The organism is Nocardioides panacis, from assembly GCF_019039255.1.
GTDB classification, from domain to species: domain Bacteria; phylum Actinomycetota; class Actinomycetes; order Propionibacteriales; family Nocardioidaceae; genus Nocardioides_B; species Nocardioides_B panacis.
The window spans coordinates 3901539-3928072 of sequence record NZ_CP077062.1 but is presented as its reverse complement, the minus strand read 5'-3'; the positions used below and the strand labels follow the sequence as shown (position 1 = coordinate 3928072).

At 72.6% G+C, this 26534-nt stretch carries 27 protein-coding genes; 12 read left to right on the top strand and 15 right to left on the bottom strand.

Annotated elements, in window-relative coordinates:
* Positions 1-42: 42 nt before the first annotated feature.
* Complete coding sequence (locus tag KRR39_RS19230) at positions 43-1611, top strand: MFS transporter (protein ID WP_254185272.1); 1569 nt, start codon at positions 43-45, stop codon at positions 1609-1611.
* Positions 1612-1804: 193 nt separating this feature from the next.
* Here KRR39_RS19230 and KRR39_RS19225 read toward each other — a convergent pair whose 3' ends face one another.
* Together KRR39_RS19225 and KRR39_RS19220 are read right to left on the bottom strand one after the other, a co-directional pair.
* Positions 1805-2581: a sulfite exporter TauE/SafE family protein gene (locus tag KRR39_RS19225; protein ID WP_216939051.1), complete on the bottom strand. Its 777-nt coding sequence runs from the start codon at positions 2579-2581 to the stop codon at positions 1805-1807.
* Positions 2582-2589: 8 nt separating this feature from the next.
* Positions 2590-3258 carry a FadR/GntR family transcriptional regulator gene (locus KRR39_RS19220; protein WP_254185271.1) on the bottom strand — a complete coding sequence of 223 codons (669 nt, stop codon included), beginning with the start codon at positions 3256-3258 and terminating at the stop codon, positions 2590-2592.
* Positions 3259-3380: 122 nt separating this feature from the next.
* Here KRR39_RS19220 and KRR39_RS19215 point away from each other — a divergent pair, with 122 nt between their 5' ends.
* The 3 genes from KRR39_RS19215 to KRR39_RS19205 all read left to right on the top strand — a co-directional run bounded on the left by KRR39_RS19215 (position 3381) and on the right by KRR39_RS19205 (position 6533).
* The gene (locus tag KRR39_RS19215; RefSeq protein WP_216939049.1) at positions 3381-4778 is read left to right on the top strand and encodes an SLC13 family permease; all 1398 of its coding nucleotides are present in this window, start codon (positions 3381-3383) and stop codon (positions 4776-4778) included.
* On the top strand, positions 4778-5956 hold the full coding sequence (locus KRR39_RS19210) for a CaiB/BaiF CoA transferase family protein (RefSeq protein WP_216939048.1): 1179 nt from the start codon (positions 4778-4780) through the stop codon (positions 5954-5956). The genes KRR39_RS19215 and KRR39_RS19210 overlap by 1 nt, the downstream gene beginning before the upstream one ends.
* Positions 5957-6074: 118 nt before the next feature.
* Positions 6075-6533, top strand: coding sequence for a BLUF domain-containing protein (locus KRR39_RS19205; protein ID WP_216939047.1), 459 nt, complete (start codon positions 6075-6077; stop codon positions 6531-6533).
* Positions 6534-6545: 12 nt separating this feature from the next.
* Here KRR39_RS19205 and KRR39_RS19200 read toward each other — a convergent pair whose 3' ends face one another.
* Entirely contained in the window at positions 6546-6887 is a 342-nt protein-coding gene (locus KRR39_RS19200; protein ID WP_216939046.1) for a hypothetical protein, read from the bottom strand.
* Positions 6888-6940: 53 nt separating this feature from the next.
* Entirely contained in the window at positions 6941-7564 is a 624-nt protein-coding gene (locus tag KRR39_RS19195) for a DUF4232 domain-containing protein (RefSeq protein ID WP_216939045.1), read from the bottom strand.
* A 94-nt stretch (positions 7565-7658) separates the two neighbouring features.
* Between KRR39_RS19195 and KRR39_RS19190 the strand changes: the two genes are divergently transcribed.
* The gene (locus KRR39_RS19190; protein WP_216939044.1) at positions 7659-8495 is read left to right on the top strand and encodes an aldo/keto reductase; all 837 of its coding nucleotides are present in this window, start codon (positions 7659-7661) and stop codon (positions 8493-8495) included.
* A gap of 15 nt (positions 8496-8510) precedes the next feature.
* Here KRR39_RS19190 and KRR39_RS19185 read toward each other — a convergent pair whose 3' ends face one another.
* Positions 8511-9206, bottom strand: a complete 696-nt coding sequence (locus KRR39_RS19185; RefSeq protein ID WP_216939043.1) for a L,D-transpeptidase family protein — start codon at positions 9204-9206, stop codon at positions 8511-8513.
* A 34-nt stretch (positions 9207-9240) separates the two neighbouring features.
* Between KRR39_RS19185 and KRR39_RS19180 the strand changes: the two genes are divergently transcribed.
* The gene (locus KRR39_RS19180; protein WP_254185270.1) at positions 9241-10293 is read left to right on the top strand and encodes an ROK family glucokinase; all 1053 of its coding nucleotides are present in this window, start codon (positions 9241-9243) and stop codon (positions 10291-10293) included.
* Positions 10294-10410: 117 nt separating this feature from the next.
* Here the strand turns inward: KRR39_RS19180 and KRR39_RS19175 are convergent, their stop codons facing one another.
* The 7 genes from KRR39_RS19175 to KRR39_RS19145 all read right to left on the bottom strand — a co-directional run bounded on the left by KRR39_RS19175 (position 10411) and on the right by KRR39_RS19145 (position 17835).
* Positions 10411-11898 (bottom strand): mannitol dehydrogenase family protein, encoded by a 1488-nt coding sequence (locus KRR39_RS19175; RefSeq protein ID WP_216939042.1) that lies wholly within the window; start codon positions 11896-11898, stop codon positions 10411-10413.
* Positions 11899-11942: 44 nt separating this feature from the next.
* Positions 11943-12560: a nucleoside/nucleotide kinase family protein gene (locus KRR39_RS19170; protein WP_254185269.1), complete on the bottom strand. Its 618-nt coding sequence runs from the start codon at positions 12558-12560 to the stop codon at positions 11943-11945.
* On the bottom strand, positions 12557-13570 hold the full coding sequence (locus tag KRR39_RS19165) for an NAD(P)-dependent alcohol dehydrogenase (RefSeq protein WP_216939041.1): 1014 nt from the start codon (positions 13568-13570) through the stop codon (positions 12557-12559). Before KRR39_RS19165 ends, KRR39_RS19170 begins: the two co-directional genes overlap by 4 nt.
* A 43-nt stretch (positions 13571-13613) precedes the next feature.
* Positions 13614-14522, bottom strand: a complete 909-nt coding sequence (locus KRR39_RS19160) for a carbohydrate ABC transporter permease (RefSeq protein ID WP_216939040.1) — start codon at positions 14520-14522, stop codon at positions 13614-13616.
* Complete coding sequence (locus KRR39_RS19155) at positions 14519-15448, bottom strand: carbohydrate ABC transporter permease (protein WP_254185268.1); 930 nt, start codon at positions 15446-15448, stop codon at positions 14519-14521. Before KRR39_RS19155 ends, KRR39_RS19160 begins: the two co-directional genes overlap by 4 nt.
* A gap of 147 nt (positions 15449-15595) precedes the next feature.
* Complete coding sequence (locus tag KRR39_RS19150; RefSeq protein WP_216939038.1) at positions 15596-16936, bottom strand: ABC transporter substrate-binding protein; 1341 nt, start codon at positions 16934-16936, stop codon at positions 15596-15598.
* A gap of 137 nt (positions 16937-17073) precedes the next feature.
* Positions 17074-17835, bottom strand: a complete 762-nt coding sequence (locus tag KRR39_RS19145; protein ID WP_216939037.1) for a DeoR/GlpR family DNA-binding transcription regulator — start codon at positions 17833-17835, stop codon at positions 17074-17076.
* 303 nt (positions 17836-18138) lie between these two features.
* Between KRR39_RS19145 and KRR39_RS19140 the strand changes: the two genes are divergently transcribed.
* The 3 genes from KRR39_RS19140 (at position 18139) to KRR39_RS19130 (ending at position 22342) form a co-directional block, all read left to right on the top strand.
* Positions 18139-19353: a PucR family transcriptional regulator gene (locus KRR39_RS19140; RefSeq protein ID WP_216939036.1), complete on the top strand. Its 1215-nt coding sequence runs from the start codon at positions 18139-18141 to the stop codon at positions 19351-19353.
* 363 nt (positions 19354-19716) lie between these two features.
* Positions 19717-21852, top strand: coding sequence for a molybdopterin cofactor-binding domain-containing protein (locus tag KRR39_RS19135; RefSeq protein ID WP_254185267.1), 2136 nt, complete (start codon positions 19717-19719; stop codon positions 21850-21852).
* Between the two features lie 13 nt (positions 21853-21865).
* Positions 21866-22342 carry a (2Fe-2S)-binding protein gene (locus KRR39_RS19130; RefSeq protein WP_216939035.1) on the top strand — a complete coding sequence of 159 codons (477 nt, stop codon included), beginning with the start codon at positions 21866-21868 and terminating at the stop codon, positions 22340-22342.
* Position 22343: 1 nt separating this feature from the next.
* On the opposite strand, the gene KRR39_RS19125 is transcribed toward KRR39_RS19130, so the two are convergent.
* The 3 genes from KRR39_RS19125 to KRR39_RS19115 form a co-directional block, all read right to left on the bottom strand.
* Positions 22344-23249, bottom strand: coding sequence for a hypothetical protein (locus KRR39_RS19125; protein WP_216939034.1), 906 nt, complete (start codon positions 23247-23249; stop codon positions 22344-22346).
* A 9-nt stretch (positions 23250-23258) separates the two neighbouring features.
* Positions 23259-23762 (bottom strand): SigE family RNA polymerase sigma factor, encoded by a 504-nt coding sequence (locus KRR39_RS19120; protein WP_216939033.1) that lies wholly within the window; start codon positions 23760-23762, stop codon positions 23259-23261.
* A gap of 69 nt (positions 23763-23831) precedes the next feature.
* Positions 23832-24158: a YidH family protein gene (locus KRR39_RS19115; RefSeq protein WP_216939032.1), complete on the bottom strand. Its 327-nt coding sequence runs from the start codon at positions 24156-24158 to the stop codon at positions 23832-23834.
* A 118-nt stretch (positions 24159-24276) separates the two neighbouring features.
* Between KRR39_RS19115 and KRR39_RS19110 the strand changes: the two genes are divergently transcribed.
* The 3 genes from KRR39_RS19110 to KRR39_RS19100 are packed head-to-tail and all read left to right on the top strand — an operon-like array spanning position 24277 to position 26522.
* Positions 24277-25029 (top strand): MOSC domain-containing protein, encoded by a 753-nt coding sequence (locus KRR39_RS19110; protein ID WP_254185266.1) that lies wholly within the window; start codon positions 24277-24279, stop codon positions 25027-25029.
* A gap of 2 nt (positions 25030-25031) precedes the next feature.
* The gene (locus tag KRR39_RS19105; protein ID WP_216939031.1) at positions 25032-25682 is read left to right on the top strand and encodes an ACT domain-containing protein; all 651 of its coding nucleotides are present in this window, start codon (positions 25032-25034) and stop codon (positions 25680-25682) included.
* A 3-nt stretch (positions 25683-25685) separates the two neighbouring features.
* Complete coding sequence (locus KRR39_RS19100; RefSeq protein WP_367303684.1) at positions 25686-26522, top strand: SDR family oxidoreductase; 837 nt, start codon at positions 25686-25688, stop codon at positions 26520-26522.
* Positions 26523-26534: the final 12 nt, after the last annotated feature.

The following is a 26534-nucleotide window of genomic DNA, read 5'->3' as shown; positions in this document are numbered from 1 at the left end:
CGAGGCAATCATTCAGTCCTTGATGATTTGCTCCCTGACGAATTGACGCAGACGGAGACCGACATGGCCGGCAAGTGGTGGACCCTGGTCGCGGTGTGCACGGGCGTGTTCATGCTGCTGCTCGACATCACGATCGTGAACGTCGCGCTGCCCGACATCCAGCGCGACCTGGGTGCGTCGCTGTCGGACCTGCAGTGGGTGATCGACGCCTACGCGCTGACGCTCGCCGCGCTGCAGCTGACCGCGGGTTCGCTCGCCGACCGCTACGGCCGCAAGCGGCTGTTCGCGATCGGCACGCTGGTGTTCACGATCGGGTCGCTGTTCTGCGGCCTCGCGCCGACGGTGCTGTTCCTGTCGCTGGCCCGCGCCGCGCAGGGCGTCGGCGGCGCGGTCATGTTCGCCACCGCGCTCGCGCTGCTGTCCGGCGCGTTCCACGGCCGCGAGCGGGGTACGGCGTTCGCGTACTTCGGCGCCACCACGGGCGTCGCGGTCGCGGTCGGCCCGGTGCTCGGCGGCGTGCTGACCAGCGGCCTGTCCTGGCACTGGATCTTCTGGGTGAACATCCCGATCTGCGTGCTGGCGCTGGCCGTCACGCTGACCAAGGTCGAGGAGAGCAGCGACCCGCACGCCGGCCGGCCGGACTGGATCGGCTTCGTGACCTTCAGCTCGGGCCTCGGCCTGCTGGTGCTCGCGCTGATCCGCGGCGGCGTCGACGGCTGGGGCGACTCGCTGGTGGTCGGCAGCTTCGTGGCGAGCGGCGTGCTGCTGGTGTCCTTCGTGGTCAGCCAGCTGCTCCAGGACAAGCCGATGTTCGACCTCGGGCTGCTCCGCAAGCCGACGTTCGTCGGCGGCCTGGTCGCCGCGCTCGGGGTGTCGGCGTCGGTGTTCTCGCTGCTGACCTACCTGATCATCTACGTGCAGAACGTGCTCGGCTACTCCGCGGTCGAGGCCGGCGTGCGGTTCCTGTTCCTGTCCGGGATGTCGTTCGTGGCGGCGATCATCGCGGGCCGGCTGACCAGCCACGTCCCGACCAAGTTCCTGATCGGGCCGGGCTTCCTGGTCGCCTCGCTCGGGCTGTTCCTGATGCGCGGCATCACCGTCACCTCCGACTGGACGCACCTGATCCCCGGGCTGGTCGTGGCGGGCCTGGGCATCGGCTTCATCAACGTGCCGCTGGCCTCGACGGCGGTGGGCGTCGTACGCCCCGAGCGGGCCGGGATGGCCTCGGGCGTGAACTCGACGTTCCGGCAGGTCGGCATCGCCACCGGCATCGCCGCGCTCGGCTCGATCTTCGCCCACCAGGTCGCCAGCGGGATCCAGGACGCTTTGGCGGGCACCCCGGCGGCGGGCCGGGCCGACCAGGTCGCCGCGGCGGTGACCAACGGGCAGATCAAGGCCGTCCTGGCGCAGGCCCCGGACAGCGTCCGCGCGACGCTCGCGCAGGCCTCGACGCAGAGCTTCGTCGACGCGCTGAACCACATCACCACGATCGCCGCGGTGATCGCGCTGGTGGCCGGGCTGCTGTCGCTGCTGCTGATCCGGGCCAAGGACTTCGAGGGCCAGGGCGCCCCGGCGGGGGACAGGGAGCGCGAGTCCGCCCCGGTCGCCTGACCCCTCCCCCCGCCGCTTGTAACGCGGGGTCATGGACGCTGGACCCGAGGTATGACGCTCGCGAACCGTCCACAGCCCACGACCAGCGGGGCCGACGCCGTACGCCGACCGGCTCCGCACGCGCTCTGGACGGTTCGCACGCGGTACGCCGTGGGTGGAGCGTCCATAACCCCGCGTTACAAGCGGGGGCGGGTCAGGACAGCAGGAGCTTCAGGCCTACCGCCCAGCCGAAGACGACGACCAGCACCCGGAACACGGTCGGGGGCAGCCGGCGGCCGAGGTGAGCGCCGAGCCAGCCGCCGACCACCGAGCCGATCGCGATCAGCCCCACCACGGGCCAGTCCAGCGGCGCGAAGAACACGAAGACGAGCGTGGCCGCGACGTTGGCGGCCGCCACCGCGACGTTCTTCAGGCCGTTCACCGCCGACAGGGGTACGTCGAGACCGAGCGCCAGGACCGCGACGAGCAGCACGCCCTGGGCCGCGCCGAAGTACCCGCCGTACACCCCGATCAGCGCGGACAGCCCGGTCAGCCGGGGGCCCATCACGACCCGGTCGTCGGCCACCTCCACGCCGAGCCGGACCGCCCGGCGGCGCACCGCGGAGGCGATGAACGGGCCGAGCCCGACGAGGGTCGCGGACCCCAGCACCAGCCACGGCACGACCTGGCTGAACGCCCCGGGCGGCAGCGCGAGGAGCAGCACCGCGCCGAGCAGGGCGCCGACCGCGCTGGTGGTGGCGACCCGCAGCACCAGTGCCCGGTGGCCGGCCAGCTCGCGCCGGAACCCGAACGCCCCGGTGAGCCCGCCGGGCACCAGCCCGACGTTGTTGCAGACGTTGGCGACCAGCGGGGACAGGCCGGCGCCGACCAGGATCGGGAAGCTGACCAGCGACCCGGCGCCGACCGCGGTCAGCACGAAGCCCGCGCCGAAGCCGGCGGCCAGCACCGCCAGCACGAAGGGGAGGTCCATGCGGGCCGTCAGCCCCGGAGCAGCGCGACGTCGCTGACCCGCTCGACGTGGTCGCTCATCGCCGCGGTGGCGCCCGGGGCGTCCCGGTCGCGGATCGCGGCGGCGATGCGGCGGTGCCCCTCCAGGGATTCCCGCGGCCGCTCGGGCTGGGAGAGCGACTCGATCCGGCTCTCCCGGACCAGGTCGGCGATCTCGCCCATCAGGCGCTCCAGGAGCGCGGAGTGGCCGGCGGCGGTCACGGCCGCGTGGAACAGCTCGTCGCCCTCCACGCCCCGGCCGCCGGCGTCGATGTCGGCGGCCATCACGGCGAGCGCGTCGTCGATGCGCGCCAGGTCGGCCTCGCTGCGCCGGGTGGCGGCGAGGCCGGCCAGCTTGGACTCCAGGGCCTCGCGGGCCTCGATGACCTCGGGCAGCTGCCGGGCGTGCCGGCGCAGGGCGTCGACCACCTTCGACGTACCCGAGGAGTCCACCAGCACCGCTCCGTCGCCGTGCCGGACCGCGACCACCCCGACGACCTCCATCGCCACGAGCGCCTGGCTGACGGTGGCCCGGGAGACGCCGAGCCGGGTGGCCAGCTCGCGCTCGGGCGGGAGCCGGTCGCCGACCTGCAGGCCGTTCTCGCGGACCCACCCGAGGATCCGCTGCGCCACCTGCTCGTAGAGGCGCGGTCGGGTCACCGGTCGCAAAGCGTTCGTCTCGGGCACGGGGTCACCTTATTGACAGATCGGGCATTGGCCTATTGGCTAGGCCACTGATCCTCATGTGACCACGGTCACCCCTCGGGAAGCAAGGAAACCGCATGTCCCCTGAATGGGTATCCATCCTGGCGCTCGTCGCGCTGTTCGTCGTCGGCACCGTCCTGCCGATCAACATGGGCGCGCTGGCGTTCGTCGCGGCCTGGCTGGTGGGCATGTACTCCCTCGGCCTGGACGAGAAGGAGATCATCGCCGGCATCAGCGGCGACCTGATCCTCACGCTCGTCGGGGTCACCTACCTGTTCGCGATCGCCCGCAACAACGGCACCGTGGACCTGATCGTGCGCAAGGCGGTGCAGGCCGTCGGTGGCCGGGTGGCGCTGATCCCGTGGGTGATGTTCTTCGTCACCGCGCTGCTGACCGCCATGGGCGCCGCGAGCCCGGCGGCCTGCGCGATCATCGGCCCGATCGCGCTCGGCTTCGCCGGCCGCTACAAGATCAACCCGCTGCTGATGGGCATGTTCGTGGTGCACGGCGCGCAGGCCGGCGGCTTCTCGCCGATCAGCATCTACGGCACGATCACCAACTCGGTGATGCGCGACAACGACCTCCCGGTCGGCGAGGTCACCGTCTTCCTGACCAGCCTGGTGGTCAACCTGCTGATCGCGGTCGTGCTGTTCGTGGTGCTCGGCGGCAAGGACCTGCTGTCGCGCCGCATCGACGCGAACGAGATGTACGACGACCCGGAGACCGGCGCGGGGACCGGCGCAGGGACCGGCGCGGCGGCGGTGCACGCGGGCTCCTCCGCCCACCGCGACCGCACCACGCTCGGGACCGGCGACGCCCCCGACCGCGGCGGTGCCGTGGGCACGCTCGCCCCGCAGACCTCGGCACCGCCCAAGGTGGTGCTGGACCAGGTCGTCACGCTGGTCGCGTTCGTGGCCGTCGCCGTGGTGGCGCTGGTCTTCGACAAGAACATCGGCTTCACCGCGATCACCGCCGCGGTCATCCTCACCGCGCTGTTCCCCAAGCAGCAGAAGGGCGCCGTCGGCCAGATCGCCTGGGCCACGGTCCTGCTGGTCGCCGGGGTCAGCACGTTCGCGGCGATCCTGGAGACCGCGGGTGCGCCGGAGTACGTCGGCAAGTGGGCCGCCGGGCTCGGCGCGGCCGTCCTCGGGGCGCTGATCCTCTGCTACGTCGGCGGGGTGGTCTCCGCGTTCGCGTCCTCGACGGCCCTGCTGCCGATCATCATCCCGATCGCGATCCCGCTGATCACCGGCGGCGGGGTCAGCGCGATCGGCCTGGTCGCCGCGCTCGCGGTGTCCTCCACGATCGTCGACGTGAGCCCGTTCTCCACCAACGGTGCGCTGATGGTCGCGAACCGGCCGGACACGATCAGCGAGGAGCGGTTCTACAAGCAGATCCTCACCTACAGCGCGATCGTGGTGGTCGTCGGACCGCTGCTCGTCTGGGCCGCCGTGGTCCTGCCCGGGTGGGTCTGATGGGCAGCACCGGCCCGCTGGACGGCACCCTGGTCGTCGACCTGACGCGGGCGCTGGCCGGCCCGCACGCCACGATGATGCTCGGCGACCTCGGGGCCCGGGTGATCAAGGTCGAGGTCCCCGCGTCCGGCGACGACACCCGCGGCTGGGGCCCGCCGTTCGTCGACCCGCCCGGCGGCGAGGTCCGCGAGTCGACGTACTTCCTCTCGGCGAACCGCAACAAGGAGTCGGTCACCCTCGACCTCAAGGCCGCCGACGACAAGGCGGTGCTGCTCGACCTGGTCCGCCGGGCCGACGTGCTCGTGGAGAACTTCCGCACCGGCGTGCTGGACCGGCTCGGGCTCGGCTTCGAGAGCCTGCAGGAGCTGAACCCCCGGCTGGTGGTGCTGTCGATCACCGGGTTCGGGCACGACGGCCCCGAGGGCGGCCGGGCCGGCTACGACCAGATCGCGCAGGGCGAGGCCGGCCTGATGTCGCTGACCGGCTCCGGCCCCGAGGACCCGCAGAAGGTGGGCGTGCCCATCGCCGACCTGCTCGCCGGGATGTACGGCGCGTACGGCGTGCTCGCCGCGCTGCTCGAGCGGGAGCGCACCGGGGTGGGCACCGTCGTGCGGACCTCGCTGCTCGCCGCGACGGTCGGGGTGCACGCCTTCCAGGGCACCCGGTGGACCGTCGCCGGCGAGGTCGGCCACGCGCAGGGCAACCACCACGCCTCGATCGCGCCCTACGGCCTGTTCCACTGCGCCGACGGCACCGTGCAGATCGCGCTGGGCAGCGAGAACCTGTGGCGCCGGTTCTGCGCCGGGTTCGAGCTGGACCCGGCGACCCCCGGCCTGGAGACCAACCCGGACCGGGTGGCCCACCGCGAGCAGACGATCGCGTTCGTCGAGGCGGCCTTCGCCGGGTACGACGCCGAGCCGCTGCTGGCCCGGCTCGCCGAGGTCGGCATCCCCGCGGGCAAGGTGCGCACGCTCGACGACGTCTACGCCTGGGACCAGGTCGCCAGCCAGGGCCTCACGATCGAGGTCGAGCACGGGACGCTGGGGCGGGTCACCCTGCCCGGGCCGCCGCTGCGCTTCTTCGACCGGCACGGCGACGAGGTGACCCGCGACGAGCACTCCGCGCCGCCGACGCTGGACCAGCACGGGGCCGCCGTCCGCGACTGGCTGGGGCACTGAGACGGGCCCGTCGCACGTTGAGACAGGAGGGCGGGGCGGCGGCGTCCAGGATGGGCCCCGACGTCCCGACCGCCCGGTCTCCCCGGTGCGGTCGCGGTCGGCGTGAGGAGGAGTGTCCATGCCCAGCGACGTGCCTGCGACGACCTTCCGGCTGATCTACCGGAGCCGGGACCTGATCCCCGAGGAGGGGCGGAAGAAAGAGCTCGGTGACCTCTTCGGGGTCGCCCGCTCGCAGAACAAGCAACGGCACATCTGCGGTGCCCTGCTGCTGACCGAGGAGACCTTCGTCCAGGTCCTCGAAGGGGAGGAGGCTGCCGTGCGCGAGCTGTTCGAGCACATCGCGCGGGATCCCCGGCACGAGGCGGTCACCGTCCTCGAGAGCGGGGTCGTGGCGGCCCCGGCGTTCTCCCGGTGGGCGATGGCCAAGGTCGCCGAGGACGGGGAGCCGGACATCCCGCTGATCGCGCACGTCGACGGGATCGCCCCGGCTGCGGGGCGCGGGACCACGCCCGAGCAGGACGAGATCCTCGCGTTCATGCGCGACGCGGCGCGGGGTGCCTCGCAGGACTCCGCCTGACCCGCAGGCCGGTCAACTGCGGGCGCGCCGCCGGTCGGTGCCGAGCGCGAGCGCGTTCAGCGTCGCCCAGCCGAGCGTCACGCCGAGCACCTTCTGACGGGTCTGCGCGTCCGCGGCCCGGCCGGAGAGCAGCAGCCCGTCCGCGACGTCGCAGAGGATCCGGATCGTCATCGCGGCGGTGACTGCCTTCGGCGACTTCGCCAGCAGGCCGACGCTGCTGATCGCGAGGTCGCGGGCGCCGTACGTGCGGGCGAGCAGGTCGTAGTCGGCGGCGTGCTTGGGGTCGACCGCGTTGCCGAGGTGCCGCGGCACGGCGAGGGCGTAGACGCCGTACGACGCGGTGGCGGTGGTCATGAGCCTGCTCAGGGGGGAACGTCATGTCCCCGGTGTACCCGACCGCGGCAACCTCACGCCGCGCGCTGGTAGGGCTTCAGGCTCAGCAGGTGCACGCTCGCGTTGCGGCAGGCCGTCGTGGGGCGGGCGAGGAACACCGAGTGGGTCTCGTCGGGGGGGTAGACCCGGAAACCCTTCGCCCGCGCCGGCCGGCACCGGCCCGCCGGGAAGTTCTCGGCGGTGGCCACCTGCAGGGTCGCCTCGGCCGCCTGGCCGGGGCGCAGCGTGATCCGGGTGGCGGTCTCCTTCGCCGTCCGGTCCGCCGGGGCCCCGATCTGCCGGCCGCCCGCGCCGACCAGCGAGACCCCGCCGAACCCGCCGGTGCGGCAGGGGCTGTCGGAGGAGTTGGTCAGCCGCACCGCGTAGAACGTCGAGCCCGCCGCGCCCTCGCCGGCCGACAGCGTCACCTCGAGGTCCGCCGTGGTGCAGCCCGCCGGGCCCCGGGGGCTGGCGGGCGCGGAGGAGCCCGAGTCCCCTGCCGAGGGTGAGGCCGAGGCGTCTCTCGACGGGGTCGCGGTGACGGTGGTCGTCGAGCCGGCGTCGCCGGTGCCGGACGAGGTGTCGCCGCCGCAGCCCGACAGGGCGAGGGCCGCCCCGGTGAGGGCGACGACGGGCAGGAGGCGTCGGATCGGGTGCATGGGCCCAGTATTCGACACCCCACACCCGGAATGACGCGTCGACGCGGCCGTGTTGGGTACCGCGAGGACGCATCCGCGACCGAGAAGGAGTCACATGACCGTCGTACCGAACCTCACGCTCAACAACGGGGTGGAGATCCCGCAGCTCGGCTTCGGGGTGTTCCAGATCGAGCCGGAGAAGACCAAGGACGCCACGCTGGCGGCCCTCGAGGTCGGCTACCGGCACATCGACACCGCCGAGATGTACGGCAACGAGAAGCAGGTCGGCGAGGCCGTCCGCGCCTCTGGCATCGACCGGGGCGAGCTCTTCGTGACCAGCAAGCTCAACAACAGCTTCCACGCGTACGACGACGCGCTCGGCGCCTTCGACCAGACGCTCGCGGACCTGGACATCGAGTACCTCGACCTGTTCCTGGTGCACTGGCCGCTGCCTGGTGTCGGCGACTTCGTGGAGACCTGGAAGGCGATGGAGACGATGTACGCCTCCGGCCGCGTCCGGGCCATCGGCGTCTCGAACTTCCAGCCGACCCACCTGCGCCGGATCCACGGCGAGACCAGCGTGACGCCGGCCGTCAACCAGATCGAGGTGCACCCCTACCTCGCCAACGACGAGGTGCGCGCCTTCGACGCCGAGCACGGCATCGCCACCGAGGCGTGGTCGCCGATCGCGCAGGGCAAGGTCCTCGACGACCCGACGATCGTGCGGATCGCTGAGAACGTCGGCAAGACCCCGGCCCAGGTCACCCTGCGCTGGCACCTGCAGCGCGGCGACATCGTGTTCCCCAAGTCGGTGACCCGCTCGCGGGTGGAGGAGAACTTCGACCTCTTCGACTTCGAGCTCTCCGGCACCGACATGACCGACATCACCGCGCTGGACCGGGGCGAGCGGACCGGCCCGGACCCGGACACGTTCAACTACGTCCCGGAGTGACCTCGGCGGTCCGGGTCAGCGCAGCACGACGATCTTCGTGCCGGCGGTGGCGAAGTCCCAGATCCTCTGCGACATCGCCCGGCTGACCCGGACGCAGCCGTGCGACTCGGCCTCGTCGGTGCCGAGCAGGAAGTCCGCGTGGATCTGCGCGCCGGTCGAGCGGTACTGCGGGATCTGGTGGAAGCCGATCCCGCAGGCCGCGAACCGCGTGAAGTGGTGCAGCCGCAGGCGCCCGCTGGCGTCCGAGTTGTCCCGGATCCGAGCGGCGCGGCCGCACTTGGCGCCCGCGGTGTAGGTGCCGGGCCGCAGGTAGCGCGGGTTGTCCACGACGCCGCCCTGGGCCAGCACCCGGCCGTCGGCGCGCACCAGCCACACCCAGTTCTGGGTCTGGCTGACCACGACCCGGCGCCCGGTCCGGGGGCCCGGCACGGGTCGCGCGGTGCAGCGCACCGGCGCCGCGCCGTACAGCCGGGACCGGGTGGACGCGGTCAGCGAGCCGCTCTGCGCGAGCCGGTTGGCGGCCTGGAAGCGGACCACGGCGGTCCGCGTCCAGGTGCCGGCGCGGCCGTCGACCGGTCCGGCGTCGCAGCCGAGCGCGTTCAACCGGCGCTGCGCCTGCGCAGTGCCGTCGGCGGCCTGGCCGGGGACGGCGACCAGCACGGTCGCCAGGAGCGTGAGGACGACGACGGCCGTCCGCCGGAGTGCGCGCATGGACGGAGTATGACGCCCGCGTAGTCTCGCGACCATGCCCGAGAACGACCGCCACGGCACCCGACGCGCGATGATCGGGCGACCCGGCCCGCTGACGATCGGCATCGACATCGGCGGCACCAAGGTCCTGGGCGGCGTCGTGGACTCCTTCGGCACCGTGCTCACCAGCCAGCGCCGGCTCACCCCCGGCCGCAGCGTGCGCGACGTCGAGGACACCATCGTCGAGCTCGTCGACACGCTGAGCGCCCAGTACGACGTCGCGGCGGTCGGGGTCGGCGCGGCCGGGTTCGTCGACGCCGCCCGGGCGACCGTGCTGTTCTCGCCGCACCTCGCCTGGCGCGACGAGCCGCTGCGGGCCGCGCTCATGGAGCGGATCGCCGTGCCGGTGGTGGTGGACAACGACGCGAACACCGCGGCGCTCGCGGAGTGCCGGTTCGGCGCGGGCGTGGGCCACCGCTACGTCCTGTGCATCACGCTGGGCACCGGCATCGGCGGCGCGCTGGTGATCGACAACAAGGTGTTCCGCGGCCAGAACGGGATGGCCGGCGAGTTCGGGCACATGCAGGTCGTGCCGGACGGGCACCGCTGTGAGTGCGGCAACCGGGGCTGCTGGGAGCAGTACGCCTCGGGCAACGCGCTGGTCCGTGACGCCCGCGAGCTGGTGCTGGCCGACTCGCCGGTGGCCCACGACCTCAAGGCCCGGGTCGACGGCGACGTGTCCCGGCTGACCGGGCCGCTGGTCACCGAGGCCGCGCAGGCCGGGGACCCCCTGGCCGTCGAGCTGCTCGCCGACATCGGCACCTGGCTCGGCGTGGGCCTGGCCGGGATGACCGCCGCGTTCGACCCGAGCGCGATCATCGTGGGCGGCGGGGTGTCGGCGGCCGGCGACCTGCTGCTCGGTCCGACCCGGCAGGCGTTCGCCCGCACCCTGGTGGGCCGCGGTCACCGGGTCGAGCCGTCGATCGTCGGCGCCGCCCTCGGCCCGGACGCCGGGTTCGTCGGCGCCGCGGACATGGCCCGCTCCGCCGCACGCCGCTCGCGCCGCCGCCGTCGCCGCCGCGAGCGCCGCCCCCTGTTCTCGCGCTGAGCGCGCGTGCGCGCGGCGGCGCGCGGGCGCGCGGCGCGGCGCTGAGCGCGCGGCTTTGCGCGGGATGTGGACGGTCTGCCCGCGTCGTACCTCGGGTGGAGCGTCGATAACCCCGCGTTACAGCTGGGGAGGGGTGGCCTCCCAGGCCTCCACCGTCTTTCGTGCGCCGACCCTGTCCAGGGAGTCAAGGGCGGCGACGTACTCCGCGGTGAAGCGCTCGTCCTCGACGAGGTCACCGAACAGGTCGGGGTCGCGCAGGAACGCCAGCCGGTCCTCGTGCTGGGCGGCCGCCCGGGCCATCACGGCCTCCTTGCGGCGGTCCACGACCTCGATCGGCTCGCCCTGCTCGTCGGTGCCCTCGGCGTAGCGCGCCCAGGCCGCGATCACCAGCGCGGAGCGGCGGACCGGTCCGCCGGCGGCCAGCTCCTGGCGGACCACCGGAACCAGCCACTTCGGGATCCGGTCGGAGCTCTCGGCGCACAGCCGGGCCAGGGTGTCCTTGATCTCCGGGTTCGCGAACCGCGCGATCAGCTCGTGCTTGTAGGCGTCGAGGTCGACGCCCGGGACCGGCTCGAGGGTCGGGGTGGCCTCGTCGTCCATGTAGCCGAGCAGGAACCCGGTGAACAGCTCGTCGCTGCACACCTCGTGGGCGTAGCGGTACCCGGCCAGGTAGCCGAGGTAGCCCAGCGCCTGGTGGCTGGCGTTGAGCAGCCGCAGCTTCATCAGCTCGTAGGGCGTCACGTCCGGCACGAGCTGGACGCCGACCTCCTCGAACGGCGGACGCCCGGTCGGGAACCGCTCCTCGAGGGCCCACTGGGTGAAGGGCTCGCAGACCACCGGCCAGCCGTCCTGGACACCGAACTCCTCGGCGAGGTGGGCGCGGTCGGCGTCGGTGGTCACCGGCGTGATCCGGTCGACCATCGAGTTCGGGAACGAGACGTGCTCCTCGAGCCAGCCGGCCAGCTCGGCGTCCTTGAGCCGCGCGAACGCGCCGATCATCTTGTGCGCCACCTCGCCGTTGCCCTGGATGTTGTCGCAGGACATCACCGTGAACGGCTCGACGCCGGCGGCGCGGCGCCGGGCGAGGGCCTCGGTGACGAACCCGAACGCCGTGGACGGTACGGCGCCCGCGGCGAGGTCGTGCTGGATGGATGGGTCGTCGGCGTCGAACTCGCCGGTCGCCTGGTTCACCAGGTAGCCGCCCTCGGTGATGGTCAGCGACACGATCCGGGTCGCCGGGTCGGACATCACCCGCAGCACCGCCTCCGGGTCGTCGGGGGCGAACAGGTAGTCGACGACGGACCCGATCACGCGGGGGTGCATCGTCCCGTCGGGGTCCTTGACCACCAGCGTGTACAGGCAGTCCTGGGCGTGCAGCACGTCGTGCATGCGCTGGTCGCCGGGGAGCAGGCCGACGCCGGTGATGCCCCAGTCCAGGGCCTGGCCGGTGTTCATCAGCGCGTCGACGTACATCGCCTGGTGCGCGCGGTGGAAGCCGCCGACGCCGAAGTGCACGATGCCGGTGGTGACCTGCGACCGGTCGTAGGTCGGCACGGCCACCTGCTCGCCGAGCTCGGCGACGGTCTGCGCGGTCAGCTGCTGCATGGTTCCCTCCGGGGACTCGGGATGGTCGGTGCGGACGTGGGGGGTCAGCCGATCTCGACGAGGACGTCGGCGGCCTTGCGGGTGCGGGCCACGATCTCGGCGTTGGCCTGGTCGGACTCGGTGGCCCAGCGGCGGGCCAGGTCGGGCGGCTTGCCGTGCTCGACGTGCCGGCGCACCAGGCGCGAGAGCCGGGTCTTCTCCTCGCCCTCGACGAACCAGGACTCGTCGAGCAGCGGGAGCACGTCGCGCCAGCCGTCCTCGTCGAGCAGCAGGTAGTTGCCCTCGGTGACGACCAGCCGGTGCTCGGGGCGTACGGCGATGGCGCCGGCGACCGACTCCTCGCGGGACCGGTCGAACTCGGGGGCGTAGACGACGTGCTCGGTCTCGGTGCGCAGCCGGCGCAGCAGCGCGACGTAGCCCGCGACGTCGAAGGTCTCGGGGGAGCCCTTGCGCTCGCTCAGCCCGAGCCGGGCGAGCTCGGCGTCGTGCAGGTGGAAGCCGTCCAGGGGCACGACGACGGCGCTCCCGCCCAGGGCCGCGACGAGGTCCGCGGCGAGCGTGGACTTGCCGGCACCCGGGGCGCCGGACACGCCGAGGATCCCGCGGCCGGCCCCGGCCAGCGCCCGGGCCCGGGCGACCAGGTCCGGTGTCACGGCGCTCACGAGCCCGGCCGGACGACGGGCTTGACGGCGTGCACGTCGGCGCGGCCGACGCTCAGCGCCTCGGCGACTCGGTCGAGCCCGTAGTGGCCGGTGACCAGGCGGTCGAGCTGCACCCGTCCCGAGGCGGCCAGCGCGATCGCGGCCGGCCAGGTGTGCGCGTAGCGGAAGGTGCCGGTGACGGTCAGCTCGCGCTCCTGGATCCGGCTGACCGGCAGGGTCATCTCGTCGCCGCCCATGCCGACCAGCACGACGGTGCCGGCCGGCGCCACGGCCCCGAGGGCGTCGGCGGTGGCACCCGGGTGGCCCGAGCACTCCAGCAGCACGTCGACCGCGAGCCCGGACTCGCTGACCGGCGTCGCGTCCACGTCGAGGGCGTCGGTCGCGCCGAGCTCCCGGGCCAGGGCCAGCCGGTGCGGGTTCACGTCCGTGACCACCACCGAGGCCGCGCCCAGGGCCAGCGCCGCCTGCATCGCCACCAGCCCGACCGGTCCGGCACCGGTGACCAGCACCCGGGAGCCCGCCTGGACCCCGCCCTTGCGGCAGGCCCAGAGCCCCACCGACAGCGGCTCGAGCAGGGCGGCCGCGTCGTCGGTCATCCGGTCCGGCACCGGGTGCGCGAACTGCTCGTGCACGGTGACCAGCTCGGCGAACGCCCCGTCGATCGGCGGGGTGGCGTAGAACCGCATGGTCTCGCAGAGGTTGTAGCGACCGGCCAGGCACTGGGAGCAGGTGAAGTCCGGGACGCCCGGCTCGACCGACACCCGTTGCCCGAGGGACAGCCGGGTCACCGAGGAGCCGACGCCGACCACCTCCCCGGAGGCCTCGTGCCCGAGCACGAGCGGCGAGTCGACGACGTGGCTGCCGATCCGGCCGTGCTCGAAGTAGTGCACGTCCGACCCGCACACCCCGACCGACGCCACCCGCACCAGCACCTCGTGCGGACCGGGGACCGGGTCGGGACGCTCCTCCACGACCAGGTCGCGGGCTCCGAGCAGCACACTCACACGCATCGTCGTGGCGACCTTCCGGGACGGCGGGACAGGACGGGACGGATCACTTGACGGCGCCGAGGGACAACCCTCGGACCAGCTTGTCCTGGGCGGCGAACCCGGCGATCAGCACCGGCAGCGAGACCAGCGTCGCGGCCGCGCAGAGCTTGGCCAGGAACAGGCCCTGGCTGGAGATGAAGCCGACCAGGAAGATCGGCGACGTCGAGGCCCGGGTCGCGGTGAGGTTGACCGCGAACATGAACTCGTTCCAGCTGAAGATGAAGCAGATCAGGCTGGTCGCGGCCAGCCCGGGGGCCGAGATCGGCGCGACGATGCTGACCAGCGTGCGGAACAGCCCGGCGCCGTCGACCTGGGCGGCCTCCAGGATCTCCTTGGGCACCTCCGCGAGGAAGGACTGCATCATCCAGATCGCGATCGGCAGGTTCATCGAGGTGTAGAGGAACACCAGCGTGTAGACGTTGTCGAGCATCCCGATCTGCTTGACGATCAGGTAGATCGGCAGCAGCGCGGCGATCGGGGGCAGGAACTTGGTGGACAGGAAGAAGAACATCACGTCCGTCCACTTCTCCACCGGCTTGATCGACAGCGCGTACGCCGCCGGCACCGCGAGCAGCAGCACGAAGAGCGTCGAGATCACGCTCGCCATCAGGGAGTTGATCAGGAACGAGGAGACCCCGCGGTTGAACACCGCCGCGTAGTTCTCCAGCGTCAGCGGCGCGAAGATCGACGGCGGGTTGGTCGCCGCGTCGGACTCCTGGTGCAGGGAGGTCAGCACCATCCACGCGACCGGCGCGAAGAACACCAGGGTCAGCAGCCAGGCGAAGAACGTCCACCAGGCACCGGCGTTGGCGGAGGTGTCCTCCTTGACCTTGTGCGCGCGCCGGCGCTTCTGGGCGACGGCGGCGTCCTCGGGCGCGAACGGGTTTCTCTCGGTGTCGGCACTGACGGTCATCGTGAGGCCTCCTCTGTGAACAGCGACGAGATGGTGCGGAGCGCGAAGGTGGCCACGATGATCGTGCCGATCACCACGACGACGCCCGCAGCGGCGGCTTCGCCGTACTCGTACTTGCGGAACATGGTCAGGTAGATCTCGTAGGGCAGGTTCGTGGTGGCCGAGCCGGGGCCGCCCTGGGTGATGGTGAAGATCGCGTCGAACGTCTGCAGGACGTAGATCGAGCCGAGCAGGGCCGACAGCTCGATGTACTGGCGCAGGTGCGGGAGCGTGATGTAGCGGAAGGTCTGCCGGCCGTCGGCGCGGTCGATCTTCGCGGCCTCGAGCACGTCCCCCGGCTGGGACTGCAGCCCGGCCAGCAGGATCAGCATCATGAACGGCGTCCACTGCCACACGAGCGCAGCGATCACCGCGGGCATCGGGAACTTCGACACGTAGTCGATGACCGGGCCCTGGTCGGCACCGAAGAGCTGCCAGACCCAGTTGAGGACGCCGTTGAACAGGCCGTAGTCCGGGTTGTAGAGCGCGTGCTTCCAGACCAGCGCGGACGCGACCGGCATCACCAGGAACGGTGCGATCAGCAGGGTCCGGGCCACGCCCCGGCCGCGGAACTTCCGGTCCAGGAGCACCGCCAGCCCCAGCCCGAGCAGCGAGCTGAGCACGACCACCGAGGCGGTCAGCACGACGGTGTTGATCACCGCGTGCCGCAGCCGGGTGTCGGTGAACACCGTCACGTAGTTGTCGAACCACGCGAACGACGAGTAGTTGCCCATGCCGAGGAAGTTCTTCTCCCCGGGCTCGAGCACGTTCCAGTTCAGGGTGGAGATCGCGATGGTCAGCAGGAACGGGATCTGCGTGATCACGATCGTGAAGATCAGGGCCGGCAGCAGCGGCCCGCGCCGGCGCCAACGCTCGCCGCGGGACATCGTGTGGCCGGAAGTGTGGGCGGTAGGCGCCTGGGCACTCATGGTTCCTCCGGGTGTGGACGTGAGGGGCGCGGTCGACGCGGGTGCGGGGGAGCCCGTGGTGCGGGGCGGACGGCCGGGCCGGCCGCCCCGCACCGGGGCGTGGACCTACTGGGTCTGCTTCTTGGCGACGTCCTCGGCCAGGGCCTGGCCCTTGTTGAGGGCGTCGTCGACGGTGCCGCGTCCGGCGATGGCGGCCGCGATGTCCTGGCTCACCTTGGTGCCGAGGTCCTGGAACTCCGGGATGTCGACGAACTGGACACCGACGGTCGGCCGGGGCTGGACGCCCGGGTCCTCCGGGTTGGCCTCCTCGATCGCCTGGAGCGTCTGCGGCCCGAACGCGGCGGCCGCCTTCTTGTACTCCGGGATCTCGTAGGTGCTCGCCCGCTTGCCGGCCGGCACACGGGACCAGCCGAGCTTGTCGCCGACCAGCTTCTCGTAGTCCTTGCTGGTCGCCCAGAGCATGAACTTCGAGGCGTTGTCGGCGTTCTTGGTGGTCTTGGGCATCACGAACGCCCAGGTCCACAGCCAGCCGGAGGCCTTGGTCTTCTCGACCGGCGCCTGCACGTAGCCGATCTTGCCGGCGACCTTGCTGACCTTCGGGTCCTCGAGAGAGCCGGCGGCCGACGTGGCGTCGTACCACATGGCGACCTTGCCCTGGCTGAGCGCGTTGAGGCACTCGGTGAAGCCGGCCTGCGAGGCGCCGGGCTCGCCGTGCGCCTTGATCAGGTTCACGTAGAAGTTGGTCGCCGCCTTGAACTCCGGGGCGTTCACCTTCGGCGTCCAGTCCTTCTCGAACCAGGTGCCTCCGAAGGTGTTCACCACGGTGGTCAGCGGTGCGAACATCTCGCCCCAGCCGGGCAGGCCGCGCAGGCAGATGCCCTTCATGCCGGGCTCGGCGCCGTCGACCTTGGCCGCGATGTCGGCGACCTGCTGCCAGGTGGGCCGCTCGGGCATCGTGATGCCCTTCTTCTGCAGCACGTCCTTGCGGTACATCAGGAACGAGGACTCACCGTAGAACGGCAGGCCGTAGAGCTTGCCGTCCTCGCCGGACAGCGACTGCACCATCGGCTTGAGCAGGTCGGCCTTGTCGTAGGACGAGTCGCCGTCGGCGTAGGAGTCCACCTCGTGCAGCCAGTCGTTCCCGGCCCAGATCGGCACCTCGTAGGCGCCGACGGTGGCCACGTCGTACTGACCGGCCCCGGTGGCGACGTCCTGGGTGACCTTGTCGCGGAGCTCGTTCTCCGGGAGCACCGTGTAGTTCACCGTGATCCCGGTGTCCTTGGTGAAGCTGTCCTTGGTGAGCTTCTGGATGTCCACCATCTGCGGGTTGCCCACCATCAGGACGTTGATCGACTTGGAGCCGCCCCCGCCCCCGCCGCCCCCGCCGCCCGCGCCGGCGCAACCGGACAAGGCGAGCCCGGCCACTGCTGGCAGGGCCAGCGCCATCGCGATCCTTCTCGTCGATCTGGTCACCACTGCTACCTCCGGTCGATACCCGGGCCAGGTGGCCCGGAGTCGGTGTGTTTCTCGGTCGTTGCTGCTGATCTGTGGTGCTGGTGCTGGTGCTGGTGCTGGTGCTGGTGCTAGGCGCGGACCACCTGTGGTCCCAGGACGGCGAACCGGCGGGCCTCGCTGAGGCTCAGCCCCGAGTCGGTGACCAGGACCTCGAAGTCCGAGATCTCGGCGAAACGGCAGAAGGACGACGCGCCGAACTTGGTGTGCAGCCCGACGAAGACGCGGCGCCGGGACCGCTCGACGACGGCGCTCTTGACCGCCGCCACGGCGGGGTCCGGCGTGGTGAGGCCGTGCTCGCGGGAGATGCCGTTCGAGCCGAGGAAGGCGAGGTCGATGACCAGGTCCCCGAGCATCCGCAGCGCCCAGTGGTCGACGGTCGCCAACGTCCGCCCGCGCATCCGGCCGCCGAGCAGGAGCACCGTCACGTTGGGGGTCTCCGCCAGCGCGCTGGCCGCCAGGAGCGAGGAGGTGACCACGGTGATCGGGGTCTCCGGCGCGAGCTCCTCGGCCACGAACTGCGGGGTGACGCCCTCGTCGACGTAGATCGTCTCCGCCCCGTGCAGCCGCTCGGCAGCGGCCACGGCGATGCGTCGCTTCTCCGCGACCAGCGACGTCGAGCGGTGCTTGATGTTGCTCTCGAAGCCGGCGCTCTCCACCGGGTAGGCGCCGCCGTGCACCCGCTGGAGCACGCCGCGCTCGACCAGCTCGCGCAGGTCGCGGCGGACGGTCTCCTCGGCGACGGCGAGGTCCACGGCGAGGCTGCCGACCTCGACCCGGCCGTCGGTGCGGGCCCGGACCAGGATCTGGCGCTGACGCTCGTCCGCCTTCATCGCGCCTCCTCCCGGTCCGGTGGGTGTGACGTGGGCCACGTCGTCAGTCTGCATGAGGGAACGGGCAGCAGCGAGCCCGGATGGGCATACCCCGATGCCCGGTTCTTGTGAGGTGAGGTGCCTGGTTCCGCCATGTACGACGCCTTCCGGGAGGGTCCATGTGGGGCAGCCCGCGGGTGCGGGATGACCGAATGCAGGTGACTCTATGACCGTTCGGGCATTCGGTTCCCACAGCCGCACGGGCATTCCCACGTGGGTCCGGGCCGGCCCGTGTCCTTCCGGCCGCCGGCGCGTTAGTCAGGCATGGGAGCCGCACCACAGCGTTCACACGTTCTGGCCGGACCGGTCGCCGGGGACCTCGCCCGCCGCGTGCTGACCCGGGTCGCGCCCCTCGCCGACCAGCTGGTCACCACCATCGAGGAGAGCAACCCCGGCTACCGCAGCACGCGGGTGGTGCCCTCCGACGACCTGTGGCGCTCCTGCCACGACAACCTGACCCGGATCCTGCAGCTGGTCGGCGGCACCGAGGCCTACCACGGCCAGGAGTACGACGCCGCCCGGGCGACCGGCCAGCGGCGCGCCGAGCAGGGCCTGCCGATCGACGACCTGCTCCGCTCGTTCCGGATGGGCGGCCGGCTGGTCTGGGAGGCGCTGGTCGCCGAGGCGCGCGACCAGGACATCGACGACGACGGCCTGCTCGACGTCGGCACCCGGGTGTGGGAGGTCGTGGACCGGACCTCCTCGCAGGTCGCCGCCGCCTACCACGACGCCGAGCGGCTCGCGGTCCGCGCCGACGAGCAGCGACGTACCTCGATCTGGGAGGGGTTGCTCTCCGGGGTCGCGGAGGACCCGGGCTTCGCGTTCGAGGCCGCCCGGATGCTCGAGGTGCCCGTCGACGGCCGGTACGTCGTCGTGGTGGCCGAGCCCGCCTCCCGCGACACCGGTGCCGTCCGGCGGCTGCGCGACCGGCTCGCCGGGGCCCGGGTCGTGTCCACCTGGCAGGTGCGCGGCGCGGCGCTGGTCGGCCTGGTGCTGGTCGTCGGGGAGGCCCCGGACCGCGAGCTCGACGCGCTGCGCTCGGTGCTCGAGGTCCGCGGCGGCGTCTCCCCGCCCGTCGACGGCCTGGCCCGGGTGCCCGTCGGCTTCCGCCAGGCCGCGCTCGCGCTGCGCACGCTCGGCCCGTCGGACACCGTCGCCTGCCTCGACGACCGGCTGCCCGAGGCGATGCTCCTGCAGTCGCCCGAGCTGGCCCAGCAGCTGGTCCGGACCTGGCTGGGGTCGCTGCTCGACCTGCCCGAGCCCGAGCGCGGCCCGCTGCTGGCGACGCTGCACGCCTGGGTGGAGACCGCCGGCTCGGCCGGCCGGACCGCCGAGCTGGTGCACTGCCACCGCAACACGGTGCTGAACCGGCTGCGGCGCCTGAGCGAGGCCACCGGCCGCGACCTCACCACCGGCACAATGCCGGTCGAGCTGGTGCTGGCCCTGCGCGCTCACCGGCTGCTCGGCCCGGCCGAATGACTGTGCAGTGCGCCCAACGACGGACCTCCAGATGTGGGCACTCCGGGCATCCCGCCCACGAGTGACGGCTGTCACGGTGGAGGAGCTCGTTTCACCAATCGCTCGGGTCGAGTGTGAAAGGACAGCCGATGGCTCTGTCTCGTCGTACCCCGTCCATCCCGTCCGCCGAAGCCGCCGCGAGCGGCCCTGAGGACCGTCCCGGGGGGGCGCGCCGCCGACCCCGGTCGCCGCCGCTTCCTCGGCTTCCTCGTCGCGGCACCGACCCTGGCCGCCGCTGCCGAGCTCGGTCTCGGCGGCAGCACGCCGGCCTACGCCGCGCTGCCGTCCGGCCCCCAGCCGCCGGAGATCTACGACCTCAACGACATGCTCACCGACGCCGCCCGCGCGACGTCGAACCTGATCACCGTCGTGATCAACACCGACGGCACCGCCTCCTTCGAGCTGCCGAGGTCCGAGAACGGCCAGGGCATCACCACCTCGACCGCGATGCTGATCGCCGAGGAGCTCGACCTGCCCGTCGACAGGGTCAAGGTCACCCTGGCCCCGGCCCGCCCCGAGCTGGTCTTCAACCAGCTCACCGGCGGCTCGAACACCACCGTGTCGACGTTCACGCCGATCCGGGTCGCCGCGGCCATCGCCAAGGGCGCGCTGCTCGACGCAGCCGCCCTCGAGCTCGGCGACACGGTGGCGAACCTGACCACCAAGGCCGGCGTCGTCGAGGCGCCCGGCGGCCGGACGGTCTCCTACGGCGACCTGGCCGCCAAGGCCGCCGTGTCCTCGCCCCGCAGGGTCGAGGTGGAGCTGACCACCAAGCGGGACTACACCGTGATCGGCACCCCGCAGAACCGGCTGGACGCGCGGGCCGCGGTCACCGGCGCCAAGCAGTACACCCTCGACCTCGACGTCCCCGACGCCAAGCCGACGATGATCTGCCGGGCGCCCACGCTGAACGGCAAGCCGAAGGCGATCCGCAACCGGGCAGCCGTCGAGGCGATGCCCGGCATCACCGACGTGGCCCTCGTCCCGACCGGCGTCGCGGTGCGCGGCGAGACCTTCGGTCAGTGCATCGACGCCGTGCGCGCCCTCGACGTCAGCTGGATCGACGGCACGGTCGCCGGCCAGTCCGACGCCACCGTGCTCAAGGCGCTCCGGGCCGCGGAGGTGCCGCTCGTGGTGCCCAAGCTCGGCCCGCTGGTGAAGACCGTCGACGCGGACTTCACGTTCTGGTTCCGCAGCAACAGCTCCCTGGAGCCGAACTGCGCGATCGCCGACGTGCGCAAGGACGGCGCGGAGGTGTGGGGCGCCTGCAAGAGCCCGATCACCGCCGCCGAGGAGATCGCGACGATGCTCGGCATGGCGCCGACCGCCGTGAAGTTCCACGTCATGGAGGGCGGCGGCTCGTTCGGCCGCAAGCTGTTCTACGACGCGGCCGTCGAGGCGGCCCAGTGCTCGAAGGCGATCGGCAAGCCGGTGCGGCTGATGTGGCACCGCACCGACGACTCCCGGGTCGGCCGGACCCACCCGATGGCCACGACCCGCATCCGGGCGTCGTACGCCGCGGGCGAGGTGCTCACCTACGAGCAGCGGCACACCAGCGTCAAGACCGACTTCGGGCACGGCCTCGGCGAGATCATCACCGCGCTGGCCGGCAAGCTCCCCGTCGGCGACATCGGCTTCTCGCAGACCATCTTCGCGCTCACCCAGGAGGTGCCCTACAACTTCGGCGCCACCAACCAGCTGCTCAACGAGGTCGACCTGGGCTTCAACACGAGCAGCATGCGCAACATCTACTCCCCGGACGTCGCGGCCGCCCGCGAGCTCGTCGTGGACCAGCTGGCCAAGAAGCTCGGCAAGGACCCCTACCGGTTCCGGCGCGAGTTCACCAAGAGCGAGCGGGCCCGGGCGGTGCTCGACAAGGTCGCGCAGGCCGGGAGCTGGGGCCGCTCGATGGCCCCCGGTACGGCGCAGGGCATCGCGCTGCACAAGGAGTACAAGGGCGTGAACGCGGTCCTCGTCGAGATCGACTGCCGTCCCGGGACCGTCAACCGCACGGTCCGCGACGGGGTCACCGGTCCCCGGGTCACCAAGGTCGTGATGGCCGTCGACGTGGGCCTGGCGATCAACCCGCGCGGCCTCGAGGCGCAGATGCAGGGCGGGATCATGGACGGCCTGGCCAACATGCTCACCTCGAGCCTGCACCTGCAGGACGGCGCGTTCCTCGAGGGCAGCTGGGACAACTACTTCTACACGCGCGAGTGGAACGTCCCGCCGGTGGTCGAGGTGCACATCATGCCGTCGGACTCCGAGGAGCCCGGTGGCGCCGGGGAGTTCGGGGTCGCCTCCACGGGCGCGGCCGTGGTCTGCGCGTTCGCCCGGGCGACCGGGACGATGCCGACCAGCTTCCCGCTCCAGCACACCAAGCCGCTGGCCTTCACCCCGAAGACCCGGATCCCGCCCGTCCCCGAGTCGCCGACCGACGGCCTCGACCACACGTACTGAACGGAGACACCCGATGCCGAACCACTCATTCATGCTGAACGGCGAGAAGGTCACCGTCGACGTCGAGGACGGAGTCCGGCTGCTCTGGGTGCTGCGCGACGTGCTCGGCGTCCGCGGCCCGAAGTACGGCTGCGGGATCAACGTCTGCAAGGCCTGCACCAGCCACGTCAACGGCAAGGCCTTCAACCCGTGCTCGGTGCCCGTGGAGAAGATCGGCGAGACCGACGAGATCACCACGATCGAGGGGCTGCCGGGCACGGTGGGCGCCGACCTGCACCCGATGCAGGAGGCCTGGATCGACCGGGACGTCGCGCAGTGCGGCTACTGCCAGCCCGGCCAGATCATGGCCGCGGTCGCGGTGGTCAACAAGGCCAAGGCCGAGGGCCGGGAGGTCACCGACGCCGACCTCGACCAGATCCGCAACATCTGCCGGTGCGGGACCTACACCCGGATCCGGGAGGCCGTGAAGGCCGGCGCCGCGCACATGTAGCTCACGGCTGCTCCGCGTCGTAGTCGTGGTACGGCGAGAGCGCTGCCCCGGCCTGGTCCCACGGCCGGGGCAGCGTCGCGCCCCAGGCGTCCAGGGTGGCGATGTCCCGCAGGTCGGCGCTCGAGAGCGGCGGGTCCTCGCGGACCGGGCGGCCCTTCTCGACCTCGTCGGCGTTCGTGCTCGCCACCACGACCCGCAGCCCGGTGTCGCGGTGGTAGACGTCCACGACCCGGTCGACCGCGGCGCCGCGGTGCCGCTCGTAGGAGACCACGAGCAGCCCGTCCGCGCGGTCGACCGTGCACGCCACCCGGTCGTCGCGGCAGGAGAAGAACGGCCGGCCGGCCTGGTCCGGCCCGGCGCCCCCGAACGCGTTCTGCACGTTGACCATCACCTGGGTGCCCGCTCCGCCGGCGGCCGGAGTCCAGGTGAACGTCGCGTAGGTCTGCGCCGCCGCGCCGTCCTCCGGCCGGGCCGGGGGCTGCCCCTGCCCGCCCACGTCGCTCGCCCGGCCCGGCACCAGCTGGCCGACGAGGTCCAGCAGGGCGGCGGCCGTGGAGCGGCCGGTGACCGCGACCGCCTGCCCCTCGGGGACGACCAGCCCGGCGGGGGAGGGGGCCGCCGTCGGGACGGGGGACGGCGTGCCAGTGGGGGCCGTGGGGGCCGTGCTGCCGGTGGCGACCGGGGGAGCGGAGGCGGTGCTCCCGGTCCCGGTCAGCGCCAGCCCGCCGACGACGGCAGCCACCGCGGCCCCGGTCCCCGCCACCGCGAGCAGCCGGCGGCGCCGCCGGATCCGGCCGCCGCGCCGGCGCGCCCCGCCGGCCAGCCGGTCGAGGTCGAGCCCGGCCCCGTCGACGACCTCGCCGAACCGGGCCCGCAGGTCCTCGTGGTCCGTGTCGTGGGCGTTCATCAGGTCTCCTCAGGCTCCGTGGTCGGCGACCAGGTCGGGACGGTCGGTGTCCAGCACGGTCCGCAGCCGCTGGGTCGCCCGGGTGGTCCGGGTCCGCACGGCGCCCTCGGAGATGCCCAGGTCGTGGGCGGTCTGCGCCACGCTCCGGTCCTCCCAGAAGCGCAGCACCAGCACCGCCCGGTCGGTGCGCGAGAGCTCCCGCAGGCCCGCGAGCAGGGTCAGCCGGACGCTCGGGTCGATCCCTGGCTGCCACGTCTCGGGCAGGGTGCCGCTCGGCAGCTCCGAGCTCCGGCGCAGCCGGCGGTGCGAGAGGTAGGTGTTCACCAGGACCGTGCGGAGGTAGGCGGGCGGGCTGTCGGCCCGTCGTACCCGGGACCAGCTCGCGAAGGCCTTGGCGTACGTCGTCTGGGTCAGGTCCTCGGCGAGGTGCCAGTCACCGCACAGCAGGAGTGCCGTGCGGAACGTCTGGTCGCCCGTGGTCCGCACGAGCTCCTCGAACGTCTCGCTGCCCATCGTTCCCCCCGGTTCCGTGCTGGGTGCCGTCACAGTGATGACGCGCGGCACCGCCGTGGCGTTACACGCTCACGTGAAGGTCAGCACGACCGCCGCGAGCAGCGGCAGCGCGGCGACCGCGACCGTGATCAGCGCCGGACCGCGGGCGGTGTGCATGTCGCCACCGGTGCGGATCGCGTGCTCGTTGTCGTGGAACCGCCGGTAGCCCGTGACGCCCACGAACGAGCCGACCAGCACCAGGGCGATCCCGAGCGTGTAGCGGACGGCGTCGTGCGAGCTGGTGAGGAACTGCAGCACGCCGAGACCGGCGACCTGGAGCGCCAGCGCCGTCCGCACGTAGGCGAGGAAGGTGCGCTCGTTGGCCAGGAGGTAGCGGTAGTCCGCCGGTGCGTCCACCCCCCCCACGCTATCCACACGCCTCCCCGACATCGGATGCTGTGGGCGACCTCCGGGTCACGGTCGGGCCACGTCGTCGGAAACCCCGGTGAAACGGCGCCGTGGCAGGGTGTGCGTCGTGCACATCACGCGGATCGGCCTGACCCCCGTCAAGGGCGGTCGTCACCAGGACCTGCCCACGGTGGACCTGACCCTGGACGGCCCGGTGGGCGACCGGGTCTTCTGCCTGGTCGACCCGGCCCGCGCCCGGGTGCTGCGCACCGTGGAGAACCCGTCGCTGCTGCGCACCTCCGCCCGCTGGTACGGCGGCGTGCTGACCGTCACGCTGCCGGGCGGCACGGTCCAGGACGTGCCCGCGCCGACCGGCGAGACCCTCGAGGTGGACTACTGGGGACGCGTCGCGACGCTCGACGTGGTCGGCGGCCCCTGGGCGGAGGCGTACTCCGCGCACCTCGGCACCGACGTCGTGCTGGCCCGCTCCACCCGCCCCGGCGACGTCGTGTACGGCGCCTCGGTGACCCTGGTGACCACGTCCTCGCTCGCCACGCTGGCCGGCCGCGTCGGCGCACCCGTCGACGGGGCGCAGTTCCGCTCCACCTTCACCGTCGACGTCGGCGATGCCCTCGCGCACGTCGAGGACGGCTGGGTCGGCGGCACGCTGCGCGTGGGGGAGGCCGCGGTGACGGTGCGCGGCGTGGTGCCCCGCTGCGCCGTGGTCGACCTCGACCCGGCGTCCGGGGAGCGGAGCGCGCAGGTGCTGAAGGCCCTCGGGGGATATCGTCAGCACTCGGGGGAGGTCGTCTTCGGGGTCGACGCCGTCGTCACGAAGCCCGGCAGGGTCGACGTCGACGCCCACGTCGAAAGGGTCTGAGAGTGCCGTTCCTCCTGCGCGTCGAGCTTCCCGACGTCCCCGGCTCGCTCGGCGCCGTCGCGGCCGCCATCGGCGAGGCCGGCGGCGACATCGAGGCGATCGAGATCGTCGAGCACCGCCCCGACGGCACCGCGGTCGACGACGTGCTGCTCGAGACCGCACCCGGCGTGATGCCCGACTCGCTGGTCTCCGCGTGCAACCGCCTCGACGGGGTCAAGGTGCTGTGGATCTCCCGGTACGGCGCCGGGGGCAACCTGTTCCTGGACCTCGAGGCGGTCGAGGCGCTCACCCAGAACCCCACCGCGGCCCGCGACGACATCGTGGACCTGCTGCCGATCACCTTCCGCGCCGACTGGGGCATGCGGCTGCGGCGCAAGGGCGACCAGGTCAAGGTGCTGCACCGCACGTCGGCGGCGCCCGAGACGACCGCCGGCCACCCGGACTGGTTCCCCGCGACGCACGCGCTGCGGCTCGACCTCCCCGACGACTGGGCGCTGCTGGCCGAGGGCACGCTGGTCGCCGGCGCGCCGATCGGCAGCCCCAACGAGATGGTGCTGTTCGGCCGCCGCGGCGGCCCGGAGGTCCTCGACTCCGAGCTCGCGCGGCTCGGGCACCTGGCGGCGCTGGCCGCCTCGATCGCCAAGGCGGGCTGACCCGTGGTGCTCGGCGTCACCGGCTCCACCGGCCACCTCGGGGGACGGATCGCCCGGCTGCTCGCCGCCGAGGGGGTGCAGCAGCGGCTCGTGGTGCGCACGCCGGCGAAGGCGCCGCAGCTGCCCGGCAGCACGGTCGTGCAGGCGTCCTACGCCGACGGGGCCGCCGTACGACGGGCGCTGGAGGGCCTGGACACGGTGCTGATGGTCTCGGCGGCGGAGGCCGAGGACCGGCTCGAGGAGCACCGCACGTTCGTGGACGCCGCGGCCGCCGCCGGCGTGCGGCGCCTGGTGTACACCTCGTTCTACGGGGCCGCCCCGGACGCGACGTTCCTGCTGGCCCGCGACCACCACCTCACCGAGCGGCACATCGAGCGGTCCGGGATGGTCCCGACGTTCCTGCGCGACAACCTCTACGCCGACTTCTTCCCGCTGCTCGCCGGCGCGGACGGCGTGATCCGCGGGCCGGCGGACGACGGGCGGGTCGCCGCCGTGGCACAGGACGACATCGCGGCCGCGGCGGTCGCGGTGCTGCTGGACCCGGGGGCACACGCGGGACGCACCTACGAGCTCACCGGTCCGGCCGCGATCACCCTGACCGAGGCCGCCGCCACCATGAGCCGGGTGCTGGGCCGGGACTTCTCCTTCGTCGACGAGACGCTCGAGGAGGCCTACGCCTCCCGGTCGGCGTACGGCGCGGCCGACTGGCAGGTGGCCGCCTGGGTCAGCACCTACACCGCGATCGCGGCCGGCGAGCTGGCCGGGGTCACCGGGGACGTCGAGCTGCTCACCGGCCGCCCGGCGACGTCGCTGGAGGAGCTGCTCACCCCCGGTGGCTGAGCCCTCCGGTGG